At 45.9% G+C, this 19372-nt stretch carries 17 protein-coding genes and 1 other annotated feature; of the genes, 1 reads left to right on the top strand and 16 read right to left on the bottom strand.

Going from position 1 to position 19372, the window contains the following annotated elements; all coding sequences use genetic code 11:
- Positions 1-62: 62 nt before the first annotated feature.
- The 10 genes from EEX84_RS00645 to zapA all read right to left on the bottom strand — a co-directional run bounded on the left by EEX84_RS00645 (position 63) and on the right by zapA (position 10891).
- Complete coding sequence (locus EEX84_RS00645) at positions 63-1037, bottom strand: electron transfer flavoprotein subunit alpha/FixB family protein (RefSeq protein ID WP_123163647.1); 975 nt, start codon at positions 1035-1037, stop codon at positions 63-65.
- 194 nt (positions 1038-1231) lie between these two features.
- Positions 1232-2005: an electron transfer flavoprotein subunit beta/FixA family protein gene (locus tag EEX84_RS00640; RefSeq protein WP_123163646.1), complete on the bottom strand. Its 774-nt coding sequence runs from the start codon at positions 2003-2005 to the stop codon at positions 1232-1234.
- Between the two features lie 20 nt (positions 2006-2025).
- On the bottom strand, positions 2026-2799 hold the full coding sequence (locus EEX84_RS00635) for an enoyl-CoA hydratase (RefSeq protein ID WP_123163645.1): 774 nt from the start codon (positions 2797-2799) through the stop codon (positions 2026-2028).
- Between the two features lie 23 nt (positions 2800-2822).
- Complete coding sequence (locus tag EEX84_RS00630; protein WP_123163644.1) at positions 2823-3452, bottom strand: TetR/AcrR family transcriptional regulator; 630 nt, start codon at positions 3450-3452, stop codon at positions 2823-2825.
- 43 nt (positions 3453-3495) lie between these two features.
- Positions 3496-5187, bottom strand: a complete 1692-nt coding sequence (locus tag EEX84_RS00625) for an AMP-binding protein (protein ID WP_123163643.1) — start codon at positions 5185-5187, stop codon at positions 3496-3498.
- A 328-nt stretch (positions 5188-5515) separates the two neighbouring features.
- On the bottom strand, positions 5516-5929 hold the full coding sequence (locus tag EEX84_RS00620) for a DUF350 domain-containing protein (RefSeq protein WP_123163642.1): 414 nt from the start codon (positions 5927-5929) through the stop codon (positions 5516-5518).
- A gap of 23 nt (positions 5930-5952) precedes the next feature.
- Positions 5953-8313, bottom strand: a complete 2361-nt coding sequence (locus tag EEX84_RS00615; protein ID WP_123163641.1) for an endonuclease MutS2 — start codon at positions 8311-8313, stop codon at positions 5953-5955.
- Positions 8314-8324: 11 nt separating this feature from the next.
- Entirely contained in the window at positions 8325-10028 is a 1704-nt protein-coding gene (polX, locus tag EEX84_RS00610) for a DNA polymerase/3'-5' exonuclease PolX (protein ID WP_123163640.1), read from the bottom strand.
- 57 nt (positions 10029-10085) lie between these two features.
- Positions 10086-10625: a CvpA family protein gene (locus EEX84_RS00605; protein WP_123163639.1), complete on the bottom strand. Its 540-nt coding sequence runs from the start codon at positions 10623-10625 to the stop codon at positions 10086-10088.
- 5 nt (positions 10626-10630) lie between these two features.
- Positions 10631-10891, bottom strand: a complete 261-nt coding sequence (gene zapA / locus EEX84_RS00600) for a cell division protein ZapA (protein ID WP_123163638.1) — start codon at positions 10889-10891, stop codon at positions 10631-10633.
- Positions 10892-10974: 83 nt separating this feature from the next.
- Here zapA and rnhC point away from each other — a divergent pair, with 83 nt between their 5' ends.
- Positions 10975-11907 carry a ribonuclease HIII gene (gene rnhC, locus EEX84_RS00595; protein WP_123163637.1) on the top strand — a complete coding sequence of 311 codons (933 nt, stop codon included), beginning with the start codon at positions 10975-10977 and terminating at the stop codon, positions 11905-11907.
- A 60-nt stretch (positions 11908-11967) separates the two neighbouring features.
- On the opposite strand, the gene EEX84_RS00590 is transcribed toward rnhC, so the two are convergent.
- The 6 genes from EEX84_RS00590 to EEX84_RS00565 form a co-directional block, all read right to left on the bottom strand.
- Positions 11968-13458 carry a DUF7305 domain-containing protein gene (locus EEX84_RS00590; protein ID WP_123163636.1) on the bottom strand — a complete coding sequence of 497 codons (1491 nt, stop codon included), beginning with the start codon at positions 13456-13458 and terminating at the stop codon, positions 11968-11970.
- Positions 13451-13903, bottom strand: coding sequence for a PilW family protein (locus tag EEX84_RS00585; RefSeq protein ID WP_240033887.1), 453 nt, complete (start codon positions 13901-13903; stop codon positions 13451-13453). The genes EEX84_RS00590 and EEX84_RS00585 overlap by 8 nt, the downstream gene beginning before the upstream one ends.
- Positions 13903-14355, bottom strand: a complete 453-nt coding sequence (locus tag EEX84_RS00580; RefSeq protein ID WP_123163635.1) for a type IV pilus modification PilV family protein — start codon at positions 14353-14355, stop codon at positions 13903-13905. The genes EEX84_RS00585 and EEX84_RS00580 overlap by 1 nt, the downstream gene beginning before the upstream one ends.
- A 221-nt stretch (positions 14356-14576) precedes the next feature.
- Positions 14577-16976 carry a phenylalanine--tRNA ligase subunit beta gene (pheT, locus tag EEX84_RS00575; RefSeq protein WP_123163634.1) on the bottom strand — a complete coding sequence of 800 codons (2400 nt, stop codon included), beginning with the start codon at positions 16974-16976 and terminating at the stop codon, positions 14577-14579.
- Positions 16977-16990: 14 nt separating this feature from the next.
- The gene (pheS, locus tag EEX84_RS00570) at positions 16991-18028 is read right to left on the bottom strand and encodes a phenylalanine--tRNA ligase subunit alpha (RefSeq protein WP_123163633.1); all 1038 of its coding nucleotides are present in this window, start codon (positions 18026-18028) and stop codon (positions 16991-16993) included.
- A 39-nt stretch (positions 18029-18067) separates the two neighbouring features.
- Positions 18068-18297, bottom strand: a binding site (T-box leader).
- A gap of 253 nt (positions 18298-18550) precedes the next feature.
- A complete protein-coding gene (locus tag EEX84_RS00565; RefSeq protein ID WP_123163632.1) occupies positions 18551-19327 on the bottom strand; it encodes a TrmH family RNA methyltransferase in 777 nt (258 codons plus the stop codon).
- Positions 19328-19372 lie beyond the last annotated feature (45 nt).

Here is a 19372-nt window from a genome sequence, read left to right as displayed (position 1 = left end):
ACTGCCCCGGGTGTAAACGAAGAAAACGGCCGTCTGTCCGACGGCCGTCCACTTGGCATTTCTTAGTTGGTCTGCATTACTTTCTTGAATTCCTCAGTCAACAACGGAATGACTTCGAACAAGTCGCCGACAATCCCATAATCCGCCACCTTGAAGATATTGGCTTCAGGGTCTTTGTTGATGGCAACGATCACTTTCGAATTGGACATACCCGCCAAATGCTGAATCGCTCCTGAAATTCCTGCAGCGATATACAAATCAGGTGTTACGACTTTACCAGTCTGACCGATTTGCAGTGAGTAATCGCAGTAATCCGCATCACACGCTCCGCGGGACGCACCGACTGCGCCGCCCAGCAGATCAGCCAATTGCTGCAATGGTTCAAATCCTTCTGAACTCTTGACACCGCGTCCGCCGGCCACAATCACTTTCGCTTCCGATAAATCAACGCCTTCCGCTGATTTCCGTACTACGTTCTGAACAATTGTGCGCAGGTTCGTAATGTCTACAGACAAAGAGCTGACATCTCCTGAACGCTCTTCGCGTTCCAGTGGTGTAATGTTATTCGGTCGGATTGTGAAGAACAAAAGACCGTCTTTCATTTTCACTTTTTCGAATGCCTTACCGGAGTAAATCGGACGGATGAATACTGCATCATCGCCTTCTCCATCAATGTCTGTCACATCAGAAATCAAACCGCTCTTCAATTTTGAAGCGATTTTTGGAGACAGGTCCTTTCCGACCGCTGTGTGGCCGAAAACGATGCCGTCCGGATTTTCCTCTTCTACAACAGCCATAAATGCCTGGCCGTATCCGTCTGAAGTATATGATTTCAAATGTGGATGTTCCACCACAACCACACGATCTGCTCCATTATTGATCAATTCTGCGCCGAAATCCGTAACCGAATCGCCGATCAGGACACCGACCACTTCTCCGCCGTCCGACACTTTCTTCGCAGCGGCAATTGCTTCAAATGATACGTTGCGCAACGCGCCTTCGCGTGTTTCGCCCAATACTAATACTTTCTTCGACATAATACGTATACCCCCTAAGTTAATGTGAATGAATATGCTTCCGCCGAAACGGCCGCTTCCGCTTTTCTCTGTCCAGACTCCACCGGCCAGGTTCTCGGGTCATAAGTCTGCTCAGCTGTGCGGCAAAGAGCGCCGCTTCGCTGATCCGCCTTATGCCCGTCAAACCTGAAACGGCCGCTTCCGCTTTTCTTTGCTTATATGACTTTAGCTTCTGAGCGCAGTAAGCTGACAAGTTCAGACACCTGATCCGCCACTTCGCCTTCAAGGATCCGTCCAGCTTCTTTTGCAGGCGGCAAGTAAACTTCGATCGTTTCCGTTTTCGGTTCTACATCGTCTTCATCGATATCCATATCATCCAATTCCAATTCTTCCAGCGGCTTTTTCTTCGCTTTCATGATCCCCGGAAGTGATGGGTAACGCGGCTCGTTCAAGCCTTGCTGTGCTGTCACCAATAAAGGCAATGACGCTTCAAGCTCTTCGGCGTCCCCTTCGATATCACGGACGATTTTCGCTTTGTCCCCGTCGATTTCCAGACTGGTGATGGTTGTCACGTAGTTGATGTCCAAAAGATCTGCAACACGCGGGCCTACCTGGCCGGAACCGCCGTCGATGGCAACATTGCCTCCGAGAATCAGGTCAGCATCTTTGTCTTTCAAATATTCAGCCAGTATGTATGCAGTAGTAAACTGGTCCGTTTCATCCAAATCATCTTCTGTGTTGATCAATACCGCTTTGTCAGCGCCCATGGCAAGTGCCGTGCGCAACTGCTTTTCAGCCTCTTCGCCACCAATTGTAACAACTGTCACTTCGCCGCCGTGTGCATCACGGACATTGATCGCTTCTTCGATGGCATATTCATCGTATGGATTAATGATGAATTCCGCGCCGTCTTCCTGGATTTTGCCGCCTGAAATAACCAGCTTCTCTTCTGTGTCGAATGTTCGTTTCACCAATACATAAATGTTCATGAACGTAAACCTCCCAAGTATTATTTCCCTTTAAATTGTGCTTCCCGTTTTTCCAAAAAGGCCTGTATACCTTCTTTTGCATCTTCCGAGACAAAAACTTCGCCAAAAGAAGCCGCTTCCGCTTTGACCCCTTCATGGTAAGATGCATGTTTCGTATACTGCAGCATGTCAATTGCCGCTTTTACTGACACCGGACTTTTCTTGGCTATTTTCTTCGCAATTGTAAGCGTTGCCGTCAGCAGTTCTTCTTCCGGATATGCCCGATTGGCCAACCCGAATTGAACCGCTTCCGTTCCGGAAATCGGATCGCTGGTCAACATCATTTCAGCCGCTTTGGCTACTCCGACGTATTTCGGCAAGCGCTGTGTACCTGCAAATCCGGGGATCAAGCCAAGTTGAAGCTCCGGTAATCCCATTTTAGCATTATCAGTGACAAAGCGCATATGACAACTCATTGCGAGTTCCAGTCCTCCGCCCAGTGCAGCTCCATGGATTGCTGCTATGACAGGCTTTTTGAAGCTTTCCACCCGCTCAAAAATTTTTTGCCCACTAGCAGATAATTGCGAAAATTCTTCTCCTGAAGAGACCTCGGTGAATTCTTTGATGTCAGCTCCTGCGGAAAAGAACTTTCCTTCGCCGTGCAGAACAATGGCGCGTACCTCCTGGTCATTTTCCACTTCGTCCAGCAGCTCATTCACTTCCAGAATCAGCGAACGGGACAAAGCATTTGCCGGCGGACGGTTGATGGTTGCCACCGCAACACCATCTTCATTTCTCCAACTGATAAACTCCATGCTGTATCCTCCTTTCTTACCTTCTAAGCGCGCATTCCCTTCATCAACAGATGATGGACTTTGGGCGCCAGACTGACAAGATCATATTTATGATCATTCATGACCCAAGTAGTGATGGTCTCATCTATTGTACCAAAAACCATCTGTCTTGCTAAACGAATATCCATATTACGGTCAAATTCGTTGTCTTCCATGCCGGTAATCAGGATTTTATCCAATAAAACCAGGTATTCTTTTAAGACATCATTTATGCGCATCCGAATCTCATAATTGGATTGTCTGAGTTCCAGTTGGGTGACGATGGAAAGTTTCAAATCACCGGCCAACAGATCAAAATGATTTTCAATCATCAATCGCAATTTTTCAGATGCCGTCACCTTCTGCGAAAGAATTTTCTCGAGGTTTTCAACAAACACCCCCATCTTTTCCCGAAATACAGAAATGAGAATGTCTTCTTTATTTTTGAAATACAGATAAATAGTGCCGTCCGCCACTCCGGCCTTACGGGCAATTTTGGAAACCTGAGCCTGATGATAGCCGTTTTCGGCAATCACAATCACCGCCGCATCGACAATCTGTTTGTATTTCGGTTTATCCTTTTTAACCAAATCCTCACCACCCAAAAAAATATGAAAATATGAATGATGATTCATTCATATTTTCATATTATAGGGTAACCGTTATAGTGTCAAGCTTTCAGGAAGGGACTGCTTCGTTTTGCTTCGAAACTTCCTCATCAATCAAAGAACGACGCAGAATTTTCCCGACTGCCGTTTTTGGCAATTCTTTGCGGAATTCATAGACATGAGGCACTTTAAAAGCCGCCAAGTGCTGTCTGCAGTATTTATTGAATTCTTCTTCTGTTACATCATACCCTTCTTTTTGCACGATGTAAGCTTTTACGGTCTCACCCCGGTATGGATCGGGAATTCCGGCAACTACACATTCCTGTACGGCTTCGTGTTCGTAAAGCACTTCTTCGATTTCTCTTGGGTAAATATTGAACCCTCCGGCAATAATCATATCTTTTTTCCGGTCGACGATAAAGAAATGGCCGTCATCGTCCATATAGCCTAAATCCCCTGTCAGGAGCCAGCCATCTTTTATCGTGGCTTCTGTTTCTTCAGGACGGTTCCAATACCCTTTCATCACCTGTGGCCCTTTAATGGCTATTTCGCCTATTTCACCGTTGGGTACGGGTTCAGTTGTCCCGGAAAGGAAAACTTTGCAATCTGTATCGGGATAAGGAAATCCGATCGATCCTTTTATACGCTCTCCCCACACCAGATTAGAATGGGTCACCGGAGAAGTTTCGGTCAACCCGTAGCCTTCCACCAGTTTTCCGCCGGTAATCCGTTCAAATTTTTCCTGAACATCCGTCGGCAGCGGAGCTGAGCCGCTGAGGCATGCTTCGATGGAAGACAGATCGTATTTTTTGATATCCGGGTGATTCATCAAGCCGATATACAGTGTCGGCGCACCCGGGAACAGAGTTGGCTTTTGCTTATTGATGGTCTTCAATGCTGTTTCAGGATCAAACTTCGGCAATAACACCATTCGATTTCCCTGCATCACGGAAAGGATCAGTACCGTCGTCAATCCATACACATGGAACAGTGGAATGATGCCCAACACCGTTTCCTCGCCTTTTTTGGTTTTGTACAGCCATGCATCACACATCGTCGCATTTGATATGAGGTTTTTGTGTGTCAGCATAACCCCTTTTGGTGAACCGGTGGTGCCTCCTGTATATTGAAGCAGCGCCAAATCTTCTTCAAAATCGAATGCGGTTTTTTCAACTTTCGCAGAAGCCGTTTTCATAATTTCAGAGAACAGATGATTGATGCCACGATGTTCCACTTTCACTGTCATGCCATATTGCTTTTTCTGGATAAGTGGATACACCATGTTTTTCGGAAACGTCAAATATTCTTTGATCCCGGTGATGATGACATTCTCCAGTTTTGTCTCTTTCACAATATTGGAGATGCGTGGAAAAAGAATATCCAGTGCGACAATCGCTTTGGCGCCGGAATCATTCATTTGGTAGGCGATCTCCCTTTCTTTGTATAGCGGATTTGTCATTACGACAATGCCACCTGCGTAAAGAACACCGTAAAAACTGATGACAGCCTGCGGGCAGTTGGGCAGCATGATCGATACTCTGTCCCCTTTTCTGATTCCCAGTGCCTGAAGATAATTCGCGAATTTCAATGATGATTCATACAGTTCCTTATAGGAAATGTCTTTTCCCATGAAATGAATCGCCACTTTTTCAGGATACTGTTCGTAGGCGTGGGTCAAATACTCTTGCACCGGCATGTTGGGATAGTCAAGCGTGTGAGGAACTTCTGGCGGGTAATGGGAGAGCCAAGGTTTTTCCGTCATTCTTTTTTCCTCCTTTTTCTGCTAGTAAATCGTGTGAATATTCCTATATCTTATTATAAAGAATTCTGATAACGCTTACAAACTTTATTTTTCTAAAGTTGAGCTTGTTTCCCCCTACTGTTGATACTCCGCAAAACAGCTTCGAGACATGACCCGAAAGAAATGAAAGAAAGCTGCAAGTTTCTCTTCAGTTTATAAAAAAAACGGCCAGTCTGCTCGACTGACCGCCTTTTGTTCAGGCAATTACCAGATAAATGATTCCCACTAACAAAAACAGTATGCAGCATACGATCAATACTTTTGCCAAAGTTTCCATCTTTAACAGCTCCTATGAAATACTTGCCCCGATCACGAATGATAAACCGACGGAAATCGTCAAGGAAATAAATCCGACAGAACGATTGTCGTTTTCGATTTCCTGGTCAACTTTAAATTTCGGTGTCAAAAATTCAAACAGGACATAGGCAAAGATCAGCAAAGTGAAACCATAAAGGCCCCACCCAAGCATTTCCGGCAAGGTGTTATGCTGCTCAATGGAAAAGCGGAATATATTTGTGACACCAAAAATCTTACCGCCCGTCGCCATAGCGACTGCCATATTCCCTTTCTTGATCTCTTCCCAGTTCTTGTATTTCGTGACGATCTCAAAAATGACCATCGAAACGATCAAGCATAATACCACAACACTGAAATAGCCTGCTGTTTCGACAAGCGGATGTGTCCAAAATCCAGTTTCTGACATGTTTTATTCTCCTTTTCAGAAAATCACTTTAATTCAGCAACTGTGACGCCAGAGCCGCCTTCTCCCGCTTCACCGAAACGATAGCTCTTTACCCGCGGATGCTTTTTCAGGTATTGCTGCACCCCTTGTCTTAACGCGCCAGTACCTTTTCCGTGAATAATCGATACTTGATGGTAGTTCGATAATAACGCATCATCAATGTATTTTTCAACACGGGCAATGGCATCTTCATATCGCTCTCCCCGCAAATCCAACTCCAGCTTGACGTGACTGTCCCGGTTTTTGAGAGTCGCCATCGCCACAGGATCTTTTTGTTTTTCGGGCTTGGTATACGACAAATCCGATTCCGGCAGTTTCATTTTCAAAATGCCGATCTGGACAATCCATTCTGTATCCGAGACTTTTTCCACAAGCGTCCCTTTCTGGCCGAATGAAATGACTTTCACTTCGTCATTCGGCTTTAGCGGTGCCTCCTGCTGTGCCTTTTTCGCTTTTTTCAACACGCGGTTTTGAGGCATCGCATCGTCCAGCCGCTTTTTGGCATCGATCAATTGATGCTCTTTCACGGAAGATGATTGGTTCAGCTGCATTTTCCGCAGCTCGGAAATGATGCTTTCCGCTTCCGCTCTTGCCTGCTCAATGATTTTCCGCGCTTTCTCTTTCGCTTTTTCTTCCATTTGTTCTTTGTTGTTTTCATATTGCTTTAATTGCTCCGCCAACTGCCGTTTCAGTTGTTCTGCTTCTTCCAGAAGCTGCTCAGACTTTTCGGCATCCCGTTCGGAATCCCGGCGGCTCTTTTCGAGTGATGCAATCATCGAATCGACTTGACGGCTGTCGGTGCCCGTGAAACTTTGAGCGTGTTTGATGATGTGCTCAGGCAAACCGAGACGCTTGGAAATCTCGAATGCATTGCTTCGTCCCGGTACACCAATCAGCAGACGGTAAGTCGGACTTAATGTCTCTACGTTAAATTCGACACTGGCGTTGGCCACGCCTGGCCGATTGAAACCATATGCTTTCAACTCCGGATAATGCGTCGTCGCCATGACGCGGGCACCTCTGCCATGCACTTCATCAAGCAATGAAATCGCCAGTGCCGCCCCTTCCTGAGGATCCGTCCCGGCGCCCAGTTCGTCAAAAATGACCAGTGAGTTTTCATCAAACTTCGTCAGGATGTCCACGATATTAACCATATGGGATGAAAAAGTACTCAAGCTTTGCTCGATCGACTGCTCGTCACCGATATCGGCAAATACCTGATCAAATACAGCGAGCTCGGAACCATCAAGTGCCGGTACCGGCAAGCCGGCCTGTGCCATCAATGTACATAAGCCGACAGTCTTCAATGTGACCGTCTTCCCGCCTGTATTCGGACCGGTAATGACCACTGCCGTGATTTCCGAACCAAACTCGATATCATTCGCCACCACTTCATCCATCGGAATCAGTGGGTGTCGCGCTTTCCTCAAATTGATGTAGCCATCCGGATTCATTTCCGGTTTCGTACATTTATGGGCAACGCCGTATTTCGCTTTTGCCAGGATCAAGTCAATTTCCCCCAGCACTTCCACCAATAAAAACAAGTCATGTGCGACTTCCTGCACTTGTGCAGAAAGCAGTTGCAGAATCCGATCAATTTCTTCTTTTTCCTTCATTTTCAAACGGCGGACTTCGTTGTTGGCCTGAACGACCGCATCCGGTTCGATGAACAAGGTCTGTCCGGAAGAGGATTGGTCATGGATGATGCCGCCGTAATGGCTGCGGTATTCCTGCTTGACCGGAATCACGTATCGATCGTTCCGGATCGTGACAATGGCATCCGACAGCATCTTGGCAGCGTTTCTTCCGCGCACCAGGCTTTCCAGGCGTTCACGCACACGGCCTTCCTGGGTGCGAAGCTGCTGGCGGATGGTGCGCAGTGCCGGACTTGCACTGTCGAGCACACCCCCGTTGTCGTCAATACACATATTAATGTCACGTTCGAGCGATGTCAGTATGGGCATTGACTCTTTTTTCTCCAGAAAATGAGGGATTTGGATGTCTCCTTCTTCCTCGATCCCTTCAAAAAACTGGCGCAAAATCCGGGATGCCCGAATCGTGGACGATACTTCCATCAGTTCCACCGGGCTCAGAGATCCCCCGATTTGAGCACGTCTGGCATGTACCCGGATATCAAAAATACCACCCATCGGCACATTGTTTTTGACCCGCAGAACATGGGCGCCTTCATCCATTTGATCCAGCAATATATTCACTTCTTCGATGTCCGAAGAAGGCAGTAATCCGTCGACATGGGCTTTGCCCAGTGAAGATGTGCAATATCGTGCCACTTCTTCACGGATTTTATAAAATTCCAGCGTCTTTAATGCGCGTTCAGCGATCATTCAGACACCTCCTATCGTTTCAGGTAATCTTTCAGTTTAGACAGCGGCCACGTGTTGACAACTGTATCTTTTTTCAGCCAGGCTTTTTGAGCATGGTGGACACCTGTCGCCATGACTCCCAATCCGTCTATGGCATGAGCATCCGTATTGATGGCGACCGGCACACCTTTTTCCTGTGCCATCTCCAAAAATTCCACAGCCAAATCCAAACGGTACGGGCTGGCATTCAGCTCCACGATTTTTCCGTATTGTTTCGCCCAGTCGAGCAATTGTTCGACATCCGGGTCGTAGCCATTGCGCTGGCCGACAATGCGCCCTGTTGGATGGGCAATCATATGAACATACGGGTTCTTCATCGCCGTCAGCAGCCGTTCCATAATCTGCTCACGGGGCTGCTGAAAGCTGGAGTGGATGCTGGCGATAACAAAATCCAATTGCTTTAAAACCTCATCGTCGAAATCGAGGGTGGCATCCGGCAGGATATCCATTTCCGTTCCGGAAAGAATTTCGAGATCGGTATATTCTTCATTTAACTGGCGTATTTTTGCATTCTGCTCCAACAGCCGCTCCGGAGTCAAGCCATTTGCCACTTTCAAATACTGGGAGTGATCTGTGATGACCATGTAATCATACGATTTCGCCCTGCAGGCTTCGATCATTTCCTTGAGTGAGTTGGCACCGTCAGACGCTGTCGTATGCATATGAAGATCCCCTTTGATGTCCTGCAGTTCGATCAGCTTCGGCAAGTCATCCAAACGGTCAAATTCCCGGCCGTCTTCGCGCACAGTCGGCGGAATGAACGGCAATCCGAAGTGGGCGTAAAAGTCGGTTTCGGATGCAAAGGTTTTGATTGTCCCGTCTTCCTGTTCAACACCGTATTCACTGATTTTTTTGTTCTGCGACTTCGCCAACTGACGCATTTTCACGTTGTGGTCTTTCGAACCCGTAAAATGGTGCAAAGCGGTTACAAATTCCTCCGGAGCCACGAGCCGGAAATCGACGTCAACCAATTCCTGGAGTTCGACAGTCACGGACACTTTGGTGTCGCCGGAAGCGATAGTCTCCTGTACCGGTAAAGCCGCCAATAGCTGCTCTTTAACTGCGGCAGGTTCACTGGTGGCCACGATGAAATCCAGGTCTTTGCTGGTTTCTTTCACCCGCCGGTAGCTGCCTGCCACTGAAAACTCGCTGACTTCCTGTATATTTTGAAGCACGTCTTCGACGAATGCCACGGTTTCTTCCGTTTTCCAGATAGGGAGCCTTCCCGGTTTTGATTCGAATTCCATTAATTCCTTCAGGATCTTTTCTTCTGATTTAGGTCCGAATCCCGGAAGCTTTTGAATTTCATGGTCGATGCATGCCTGTTTCAGCGCTTCTGCAGAATCGATGCCCAGTTCTTTGTACAGTTTGGCGATTTTCTTGCCGCCCATCCCTTGCAGTTTCATGAGCGGGACAAGGCCTTTCGGCACGGCTGCCTGCAACTCCTCCAAAACCGAGGATTTTCCCGTTTCCATCAGTTCCACAATGACATCGCCCGTTCCTTTGCCGATGCCTTTCAGCTTTGTGACGTCTTCCAATTCATCCAAACTGCGCGGATCAAGCTCCAGCGCTTGTGCGGCTTTCCGAAAAGCTGATACTTTGAACGGATTGTCGCCTTTCAGTTCCATGTACAACGCAATCTTCTCAAGTGTTCTGATGATCACTTTTTTATTCATCCGGAATCCTCCTGTTCGTCCACTTTAAAAAAACTTCTCTCAGGATGAGAGAAGTTCTTATCCGTTATAAATATACCACCATTCTTTTACTTTCTCTGAGAAATAAGGAGTGTGCTCCAGCATCGCCTGTGCGATACCTGAATTCTCGAGCTGGTTTTGCACCACATCCAATGGAAGCAGCGCTGCCACGTAAATGACAATGAATAATAGTATGTATGCTTCGATCAATCCCAATACAGCTCCGAGCAATTTGCTGAGGAACCCGAGGATCGGCAAGTATTTCAGGAAATCAAACATGGATGCAATCAATTGCAAGCCGAATTTCACGACGAAGAAAATGAGTGCAAAAGCCAATAACTGATAAAAAGTCTGTTCCAAATTCAATTGTTCAATAGCGATGGTAAAACGCGAATCTTCACCGACCACCGGATAAGGAATCCACAGAACAAAATACTCCGATAAGGGCTTATAATAAAGATACGCCACGATAAAGGCGATGATAAACCCGACCATGTGAAGCAATTGGAGAATAAGGCCTCTCCTGAACCCGGCGATGATGCCCGCCAGCAGCAACAATAATAATACGATATCTAACATGTACGTCAACCCTTCAGTTTTTTCAATTCATTTTCTAATTGTTCTACCTGGTCTTTCAGTTTAAGATAGTCATGTACTGCATTCACCGCAGTCAAAACGGCGAGTTTTGAACTATCGAGAGATGGATTCACTGCATAAATCTCACGCATCTTATCATCCACCATCGACGCCACTAACCGCATATGGCCGGGTGACTCAGGACCTACTATTTTATACGTATGTCCGTATATTTCAACTGAAGCGCGATTTTTTTGCTGGTCTGCCAATGCTCCATCCCTCCTTTTTGTACTATACATAATCATAACATGAATTCAAGCTGAATGTGAATCATAAGAAAGGGGACTACTTTATGTCCAATACCGTATTAAAACTGCCGGAAGAAAGTCTGCTTCAAATCATCAAACACTACAGCAACAACCAAATACCGGCAAAAGCACCCTATATTCGCTTTACAGCCAAACTGCCCGACACGGTAATCACTGTCTATAACTCGAAAAAAGTGATGTTCCAGGGAGCGGGAGCCGAACGGGAAGCGTTGAAATGGGGAGATGTTTCCGGCCCCATCACAAAAGCGGTTTCAACAAAAGGCGATGTGCTGCCCCCTGATTTCGCCAAACTGTCTGTCATCGGTTCGGATGAAACCGGCACCGGGGACTTTTTTGGCCCAATCACCGTCGCCGCCTGTTATGTGCCAGCCGACAAAGTGGCACTGGCACACGAACTGGGAGCCAAGGATTCCAAATTGCTGTCGGATGACGCGATGAGAAAAATCGCGCCCGACTTGAAAGAGGCATTTGTCCACAGTGTATTGACGTTGAAAAACGCCAAATACAACGCCGTCCAAAGCCACGGCTGGTCACAGGGAAAGATGAAAGCCATGCTTCACAACCAGGCCATCAAACATGTCCTGCGGAAGATGGCCCCTGAAAAACCGGATGCCATCCTGATTGACCAATTTGCTGAGCGCGGCATTTATTACAACCACATCAAAGGTGAAAAAGAAATCATCCGCGAGAACGTCCTGTTTTCCACCAAAGCCGAAGGAATCCACGTTTCCGTTGCCTGTGCGTCCATCATCGCCCGCGTCGCTTTCCTGGAGGAAATGGACCTCATGAGCGCGGAGACCGGCATCACACTGCCAAAAGGGGCGGGAAAAATCGTCGACGAAGCGGCCGCGAAGATCATTCTGAAACACGGAGAAGATTATTTGAAGACGTTGTCGAAAGCGCATTTTGCCAATACCGGGAAAGCGATTGGGTTGGCTGGGAAAAGACGGAAATGAGCAAAAACAAAGCAGGCTGCAGCCTGCTTTGTTTTGCTAAATTTAACTAATAAAAAAGATTTAGTTAGTTATTTCCTTTATTAATAAACTTTCAAGTTCCGCTCCTTGAGAATCATTATTGCCTTCGAAAAAAAATGGAATATCATTAATTGAAGGATCTTTCCCTTCAATCTTTGCTCCTCCGCTAATTTTCAGGCTTTTTGAAATAACAGATCCCAATAACTTTCCACTTCCAGTTAATTCTACATGTGCCTCGGGCGCATATACAACCGTTCCATTGGCAGCAGCACTTGTTCCTCCGGTTACTTCTACGCTTTTTCCTCCTGTAATAATATGTCCGTTTAAACCGGCAGAACCGATCAATTTAACATTTGCATCTTTCGCATAAATTGAAGCATTAAATTTTGCATAATCAGAACTCACAATCGTTTTTGGATTTTGAGGATTTGCAGAAGGACCAACATAAATAAATAAATTATTATCCCCAGTCGGATTTAAATGCCCTCCTATGTTTATATTATCTTTTAAATATATAGTTAACGTGCCCGTTCCTTTAATGTGTAAGTGTCCTCCCCCCTCAATTTTATTAACTACTATCGAAACGTCTCTGTTTCCTATATCAAAAGTTAACTTTCTATTAGAATTAAATATAATATTATTAAATTCATAATTTTCCATTAAAGGCATAATATAATCAGCAACGGAATAATGAGTTATATTTATGTTTCCCTTATCCACTACCTTATGACCACTGACTTGCATATTCGGCATTTTCTTATACTCCCTTGGGAAACTATCAGGAAATACCGGTAGAGGAAAAGTAAAATTTTGATTGTGCTTGATCATTTTTGGGTTATTGTTATTAATCCACCAGTCTTCTGCTTCTAAGACGTTGTTGTTTGCTGTGTGAGGGATAAAAATATTCCCTACAATCGTCGGATTTCCAGTCACTTCAATACCCTTTGCCTCTGCAGAATCTATAATGATATCTCCTATTACAGTTCCGTTAGTCAACAAAAACTTATCTTTCGAATAAATACCTAAATTGTTGGGGATAGAAATACCTTCTCCTTCTCTAAATGTGACTTTAAAAGAATGTTCTACGATTCTATCACGCTCTCCAATGTTGCCTGTTGATATAATTTGGTAACTTCGAGAATTCGAATCTTTAGATGGCTCTTCAGTTTTTACTGTAACTTCGGCCATAACCGATTCTCCTTGATTTTTTTCGAACTCATCAAAATTCCATGTTTTAGATAAAACTTCATCCTCAAATTCTGTAAAAAAATCATCACTACTTTTAATTGTTGCAGTTTCTGATAAGGCGTTTACTAATTGTTGCAATTCTGCCATTGTTAAAGCAGCTCCACTTTCTGCAATATAATATACTGCCTGGTCTTTCCTCTCTCCAGCAGATAACTTCATTGAAGTCGACGACACAGCCATTAAACTTACTCCAATGACAGAAAATACCATCAGGATCATCAATACAATAGCAAGCGTATAACCATTTTCATTATTAATTGGGAAGTTCTTTTTATGGTTACTCAAAGATGACACCTTCTCTAATATATATTTCAGTTTGTAATTGTTGCATTTTGCCCTTCTGCTCACTGCTTTTAACTTTTATTATCAGTATTCTATTATCTTTTTCATCTTTTTCAAATGGAAATTCTTGGATTCCTAAAAGCAATGGAACACCATTATGCAAAATTTCCCCATCTTCAAAAGTGAAAATAACAGATGAATCCGTGCCTAACTTTAAATGAGGGTCTTCTATTTCCACTTTGTCCGCTTGCCTGATTTCTTTAGTAATCACCTTTAGTGCATATCTGACATCATTCAATTGTTCTACTTTTATATTCTGGCTATTGTATTGATTTTGACCAGTTGAAAAAATATTCATAGCAAGGACCACAATAATCGAACTGATTACCAAAGCGGCTAACAATTCAACTAATGTGATTCCTTTCTCGCTTTCCAATACTTTTTTCATCAAGGAGTAACCTCCCATATTAGAACGTTCTCCATTTTTGCAAGGCTTATTCCTCTTGAGACGTCTACAACTTCAATAATGACTCTTGTCATCTTCTCTCCACTTTTATTTTCCAGTCTGACAATAATTTCTTCGCTTTCATTCTGGCTATCTTTTTCAAACTTCAACCAGTCAGAATTTGATTCACTTTCCATATACCCCAAATCTGAAATTACTTTTTTTCTGGAGGAACTTAAAGGTTTTTTGCTTACGCTATAAAGCCTTTCCATTTCAGTTTGTGCAATATACGTGCTATCAATTATATTCTCTGAAGCTATGTTAGTTCTTGCAGATTGAGCAAACATCATTAAAAAAGTCATTAAAATCAGCGAAATCAAGACAACTGAAGCAAGCACTTCAACAAGCGTCATTCCTTTTTCCTTTCTTAGACAGTATCGAATTCTCTCTCCCATACATTCATCCCTTTTTAACCTAAGTAAAATAACATCTTTGTAATATTTTTCTTTGTTTTACGTTCATCTTACCATATTTTTAATTTAATACTAGTTCGAAATATTTACGGCGAATAAATCTATTCCCTCCCTTATTGCCTCTATATATTTAGAAATTCTATAAATTAAAAAAGACGAAATCAAAAAGATTTCGTCTTTCAGCATATTATTTACTTATATGATTAACTCCGCAATTCCGCCCCGACTTCCGTCAACGCGCTCAATACTTTTTCGTGCACCGCTGTAACTTCTTCGTCGGTCAATGTTTTTTCCGGATCGAAATAAGTCAGTGAGAATGCCACGGATTTTTTACCTTCTTCCAATTTGTCGCCTTCGTACAAATCGAAGACACGGACGTCTTTCAGCAACTTGCCGCCCGCGTTTCGGATGACGGTTTCGATGGTGCCCGCTTCGACGATCTTCGACAGCACGAGTGCGATGTCACGGGAAATGGATGGATAACGAGGCACCGGCGTATAGACAAGTGCTTCTGTCTCGACGCTCAGCAAAGCTGCCAGGTTCAATTCCATAACGATGGTCGTCTTCAGGTCACGCTGCTTCTGTTCTGATGGATGAAGCTGTCCCATTACACCGACGCGTCTGCCGTCCATCATGATGAACGCCGTTCTGCCTGGATGTAAATCGTTCATTTCGCCGCGCTCAAACTCCAACTGGACACCAAGTTTCTCCGCTAACCCTTCGACAATCCCTTTTGCCACGAAAAAGTCGACCGGTTTCTTTTCTCCCTGCCAGCTGTTGTCGAGCCACAGACCCGTCATGGCCAACGCCAGGTGTTCTTCTTCGTTCAATAATTCGTCGTCTGTTTTCAGGAACACCGAACCGACTTCGTATAAAGCGACAGAGTCCATTCTTCTCGCTGTGTTATAGGAGACCGATTCCACCAAGTGAGGCAGCAGGCTTTGTCGAAGAACGCTGCGTTCTTCGCTCATCGGCATGAGTAATTTCGTGACGTCCGTTTCTGTCAGCGCAAATTGCGTCGCTGATTTTTCGGATGTCAGGGAATAAGTCGTCGCCTGCAGAAGCCCAGCGCCTTCCATGTAGTTGCGGACAATGCGGCGCTTGGCCTGGTAAGGAGTCAGACCGCCGGGTGCCGCTTCCGTTTCCGGCAAAGTCGCAGGGATTTCATCATAGCCATAGAGGCGTGCGATTTCTTCCACGACGTCTTCTTCGATTTGGATGTCCTGCCGGCGCGTCGGAACTGAAATGACCAATTGGCCGTTTGCCGCTTCCGTATTGAATTGCAGGCGTTTTAAGATATCCAGCATTTCTTCGAACGGGATTTTCATTCCCAGACGGCTGTTAATAAAGTCCGGAGATACTGTGACGATTTTTTCTTCTTTATCGAGTTCATCGAAAATGACCGAGCCGGCCAGCACTTCACCGTCTGCCAGTTCCGACAGTAATTGCGCTGCCCGTTCTGCCGCCGGGATGACACGGTTTGGATCGACACCTTTTTCGTAACGGGAACTTGCATCGCTGCGCAAACCGTGATTTTTTGATGTCTCACGGATGGAGCTCGAAGCGAAATAAGCGGATTCGATGACCACTGTTGTGGTGGAGTCGCTGACTTCCGAATCTGCACCACCCATGACACCAGCCAGGGCGACGGGCACTTCCCCGTTCGTAATGACCAGCTGATGCGGCGACAACGTCCGTTCCGTATCATCCAACGTGGTGATTTTTTCATTTTTCTTGGCCAGTCGTACGGTGATATTGCCTGTTCCCAGCGCATCGTAGTCAAATGCATGAAGCGGCTGGCCGTATTCCATTAAAATGTAGTTCGTTACGTCAACTACGTTATTATGGGGACGGACACCAGCTGCCATAAGGCGTTGCTGCAGCCACATCGGTGATTCTTTCACTTTGATGTTGCGGACCACTTTCGCTGCGTACAGCGGATTGGCTTCGGGTGCATCGACTTGAAGTGTCAGCATCGATTCCGCTGTTTGTTCCGCTTCCGGGTACGAAATCTCCGGCAACTTTACTTCTTCTTCCAGGATTGCGCCGACTTCGTAGGCAACACCGAGCATGCTCATGGCATCAGCGCGGTTTGGCGTCAAGCCGAGTTCAAGGACCGTATCATCCAAGTCAAAATTAGTGATGACATCCGAACCGATTTCCGCTTCTTCCGGCAAAACATAAATGCCTTCCGCATATGCTTTCGGTACGAGTTTTCCTTCAATGCCGAGTTCCTGGAGCGAGCAGATCATGCCGTTTGACACTTCACCGCGCAGTTTCGCTTTTTTGATTTTCATGCCGCCTGGAAGCCTTGCTCCCGGACGCGCCACGATGACTTTCTGGCCAGCGGCGATATTCGGTGCACCGCAGATGATCTGATCAGTTTCATCACCGACATTCACCTGGCAAATCGACAACTTATCGGCCTGCGGGTGTTTTTCACACGATTCCACATAACCGACGACGATGTTTGATAAGCCTTCCGACCGGTCAATGACCGCGTCGACTTCGATGCCGGCGCGAGTAATTTTTTCTCCAAGTTCATCTGCAGGCAAATCCTGCGTATTAACATAATCTTTCAACCATTTAATGGATACTAGCATATTGTATTTCCTCCTTACACTTCTGTGCGATTGAATTGGGATAAAAAGCGGATATCGTTCGTATAGAAATGACGGATGTCTTCAACGCCGTATTTCAGCATGGCGATGCGTTCCGGCCCCATGCCAAACGCGAAGCCGGACAACCGATCGGAATCGTATCCTGCCATTTCAAGTACATTCGGGTGCACCATTCCAGCTCCCAAAATTTCAATCCAGCCTGTTTTTTTGCAGACATTGCATCCGCTGCCGCCGCATTTGAAGCAGGAAATGTCCATTTCAACAGAAGGCTCCGTGAAAGGGAAGAAACTTGGGCGTAAACGGATTTCGCGTTCTTCTCCGAACAGTTTTTTGGCGAATACCGACAAAGTCCCTTTTAAATCACTCATGCGGATGTTTTCGCCGATGACCAATCCTTCAATTTGCGTAAATTGATGGGAATGTGTCGCGTCGTCATTATCACGCCGGTACACTTTCCCCGGGCAAATGATTTTGATCGGTTCGCCCCCTTTTGCTTCCATCGTCCGCGCCTGTACCGGTGATGTGTGCGTACGGAGCAGAATGTCTTCTGTTATATAGAAGGAATCCTGCATATCGCGTGCCGGATGCCCTTTCGGCAAGTTCAAGGCTTCGAAGTTGTAATAATCTTTTTCCACTTCCGGCCCCTCCGCAATTTCGTAGCCCATGGAGATGAAAAGGTCTTCGATTTCCTCTACCACACGCGTCAGCGGATGGGAATTTCCGGTTTTGACGGGACGTCCCGGCAAGGTGATATCAATGATTTCACGCTGCAGTTTTTCGTTGATCGCCTGTTCTTCAAGCACTGCCATCCGTTCTTCCAAATTCGTTGTGACTTCTTCACGGACGACATTGACCAATGCTCCCATTTTCGGGCGTTCTTCGGCCGGCAATTTCCCCATGCCTTTCAATAAATCCGTGATTGGGCCTTTTTTTCCCAGATAAGCGACACGGACGTTGTTCAATTCTTTAACGTCTTTTGCGGCTTCAATTTTTTCCAGCGCTTCTGTCTTCAATGCTTGCAATTGTTCTTCCATTTTGTTCTCCTCCTTAAACGTAAAAAAGCCCCGTCCCCAAAAAGGGACGAGGCATTATTCGCGGTACCACCCTAGTTATTGCAGATTGTGCAATCACTTGTTTACGTAACGGCTCTTCACCGGCCCAACTTTACAGCAAAATTTGCTGGTCCCGCTGGACAGCTCGCAGGGTGAACTTCCGAGGCGTTTACATATCCACACTTTCAGTCGAGGTGCGGATTCCCTGAGATGTAAGAGCGTCCCGTACTTTTCCCGGTCATCGCTTTTATTATTTACTATATAAGTTGAACAAAAGAATGATCCTTTATATAACGCTTCGGTGCTGAGAGAAGTCACTAAAGATATGGAGCAAAACAGCGAAGACGCCCAGGGGACCAAGCGAAGTGGTGAGATCCACTCGGGCGTTAAGCCCGAGTTAGCTCAGCGCGAGCCCCCAGGCAAGCGGAGCTGTTTTGCGGAATATCGACTACTAAAGATTATTAGCTCAACTTATACTAGATTATTATACGAAAGTTTCTGCGTTTATTCAACTTTACTTTTTGGAACCAGTCCGTACAGCAAAATCCCTGTGGCCACAGCGACGTTCAGTGACTCTGCGCTTCCATATAAAGGGATCACCAAATTCTGATCGGTTTTCTGCAATAGTTGTGGATCGACGCCGCTTCCTTCATTGCCGACGATCAAAGCGAAGTTTTCCTGCGCTTCGGTTTCATGGACGGGTGTGGCGTTCGTTAAAGCCGTTCCGAAGATTGGGATGTTGCGGCTTTTCAACTGATCGGTCCAGTCCCGCAGATCACCTTTGACGACAGGAATCTGGAAATGGGACCCTTGTGCCGAACGCACCGTTTTTGGATTAAACGGATCGGCGCAGCCTTTTCCTAAAATAACCGCGTCAACGCCGCTCGCCGAAGCTGTGCGAATCATGGTGCCGATGTTGCCGGGATCCTGTACGGCATCGATCAACAGCAGTGTGCTCCAGCGCTGCTGCTCTTCTTCGGTGAATTCCGGCTGTGCGCAATGGGCGAAAATCCCTTGCGAGTGCTCGGTTTCGGAAATTTCCTTTGCCACTTGCGCGGTCACGGAATAATGAGGAACTTCTGCCACATCCCACTCTTCGGGAATATCGACGCCTTCCCGGACAATCAATGATTTGACGAGCGCTTTTTCTTTTAAGGCCTCTTCCGTCAAATGAAACCCTTCCACCAGAAATTCAGAGAATTTGTCACGTTCTTTCCGGGTCGTCACCAGCTTTTTCCAATGTTTGACGAGCGAGTTCTGTGTCGATTCAATTCTTTTCATATATCGTTCACGCCTTTATTTCAGATTGGTTCAAGTATAGCACAG

Origin of the sequence: Planococcus salinus (assembly GCF_003719725.1) — a bacterium.
GTDB lineage: Bacteria > Bacillota > Bacilli > Bacillales_A > Planococcaceae > Planococcus > Planococcus salinus.
The sequence above is the reverse complement of the archived record's forward strand: the minus strand, read 5'-3'. Positions and strand labels throughout refer to the sequence as shown.

What these genes read in the sequence shown, in the direction of transcription:
- EEX84_RS00585 (WP_240033887.1), bottom strand. Translation starts at nt 13,903, where the DNA reads ATGAAAAAAGTATTGGAAAGCGAGAAAGGAATCACATTAGTTGAATTG.
- EEX84_RS00615 (WP_123163641.1), bottom strand. Translation starts at nt 8,313, where the DNA reads ATGATCGCTGAACGCGCATTAAAGACGCTGGAATTTTATAAAATCCGT.
- pheT (WP_123163634.1), bottom strand. Translation starts at nt 16,976, where the DNA reads ATGCTAGTATCCATTAAATGGTTGAAAGATTATGTTAATACGCAGGAT.
- rnhC (WP_123163637.1), top strand. Translation starts at nt 10,975, where the DNA reads ATGTCCAATACCGTATTAAAACTGCCGGAAGAAAGTCTGCTTCAAATC.
- EEX84_RS00620 (WP_123163642.1), bottom strand. Translation starts at nt 5,929, where the DNA reads ATGTCAGAAACTGGATTTTGGACACATCCGCTTGTCGAAACAGCAGGC.
- pheS (WP_123163633.1), bottom strand. Translation starts at nt 18,028, where the DNA reads ATGGAAGAACAATTGCAAGCATTGAAGACAGAAGCGCTGGAAAAAATT.
- EEX84_RS00565 (WP_123163632.1), bottom strand. Translation starts at nt 19,327, where the DNA reads ATGAAAAGAATTGAATCGACACAGAACTCGCTCGTCAAACATTGGAAA.
- EEX84_RS00640 (WP_123163646.1), bottom strand. Translation starts at nt 2,005, where the DNA reads ATGAACATTTATGTATTGGTGAAACGAACATTCGACACAGAAGAGAAG.
- EEX84_RS00645 (WP_123163647.1), bottom strand. Translation starts at nt 1,037, where the DNA reads ATGTCGAAGAAAGTATTAGTATTGGGCGAAACACGCGAAGGCGCGTTG.
- EEX84_RS00635 (WP_123163645.1), bottom strand. Translation starts at nt 2,799, where the DNA reads ATGGAGTTTATCAGTTGGAGAAATGAAGATGGTGTTGCGGTGGCAACC.
- EEX84_RS00605 (WP_123163639.1), bottom strand. Translation starts at nt 10,625, where the DNA reads ATGTTAGATATCGTATTATTATTGTTGCTGCTGGCGGGCATCATCGCC.
- EEX84_RS00625 (WP_123163643.1), bottom strand. Translation starts at nt 5,187, where the DNA reads ATGACGGAAAAACCTTGGCTCTCCCATTACCCGCCAGAAGTTCCTCAC.
- polX (WP_123163640.1), bottom strand. Translation starts at nt 10,028, where the DNA reads ATGAATAAAAAAGTGATCATCAGAACACTTGAGAAGATTGCGTTGTAC.
- EEX84_RS00630 (WP_123163644.1), bottom strand. Translation starts at nt 3,452, where the DNA reads ATGAATCATCATTCATATTTTCATATTTTTTTGGGTGGTGAGGATTTG.
- EEX84_RS00580 (WP_123163635.1), bottom strand. Translation starts at nt 14,355, where the DNA reads ATGGGAGAGAGAATTCGATACTGTCTAAGAAAGGAAAAAGGAATGACG.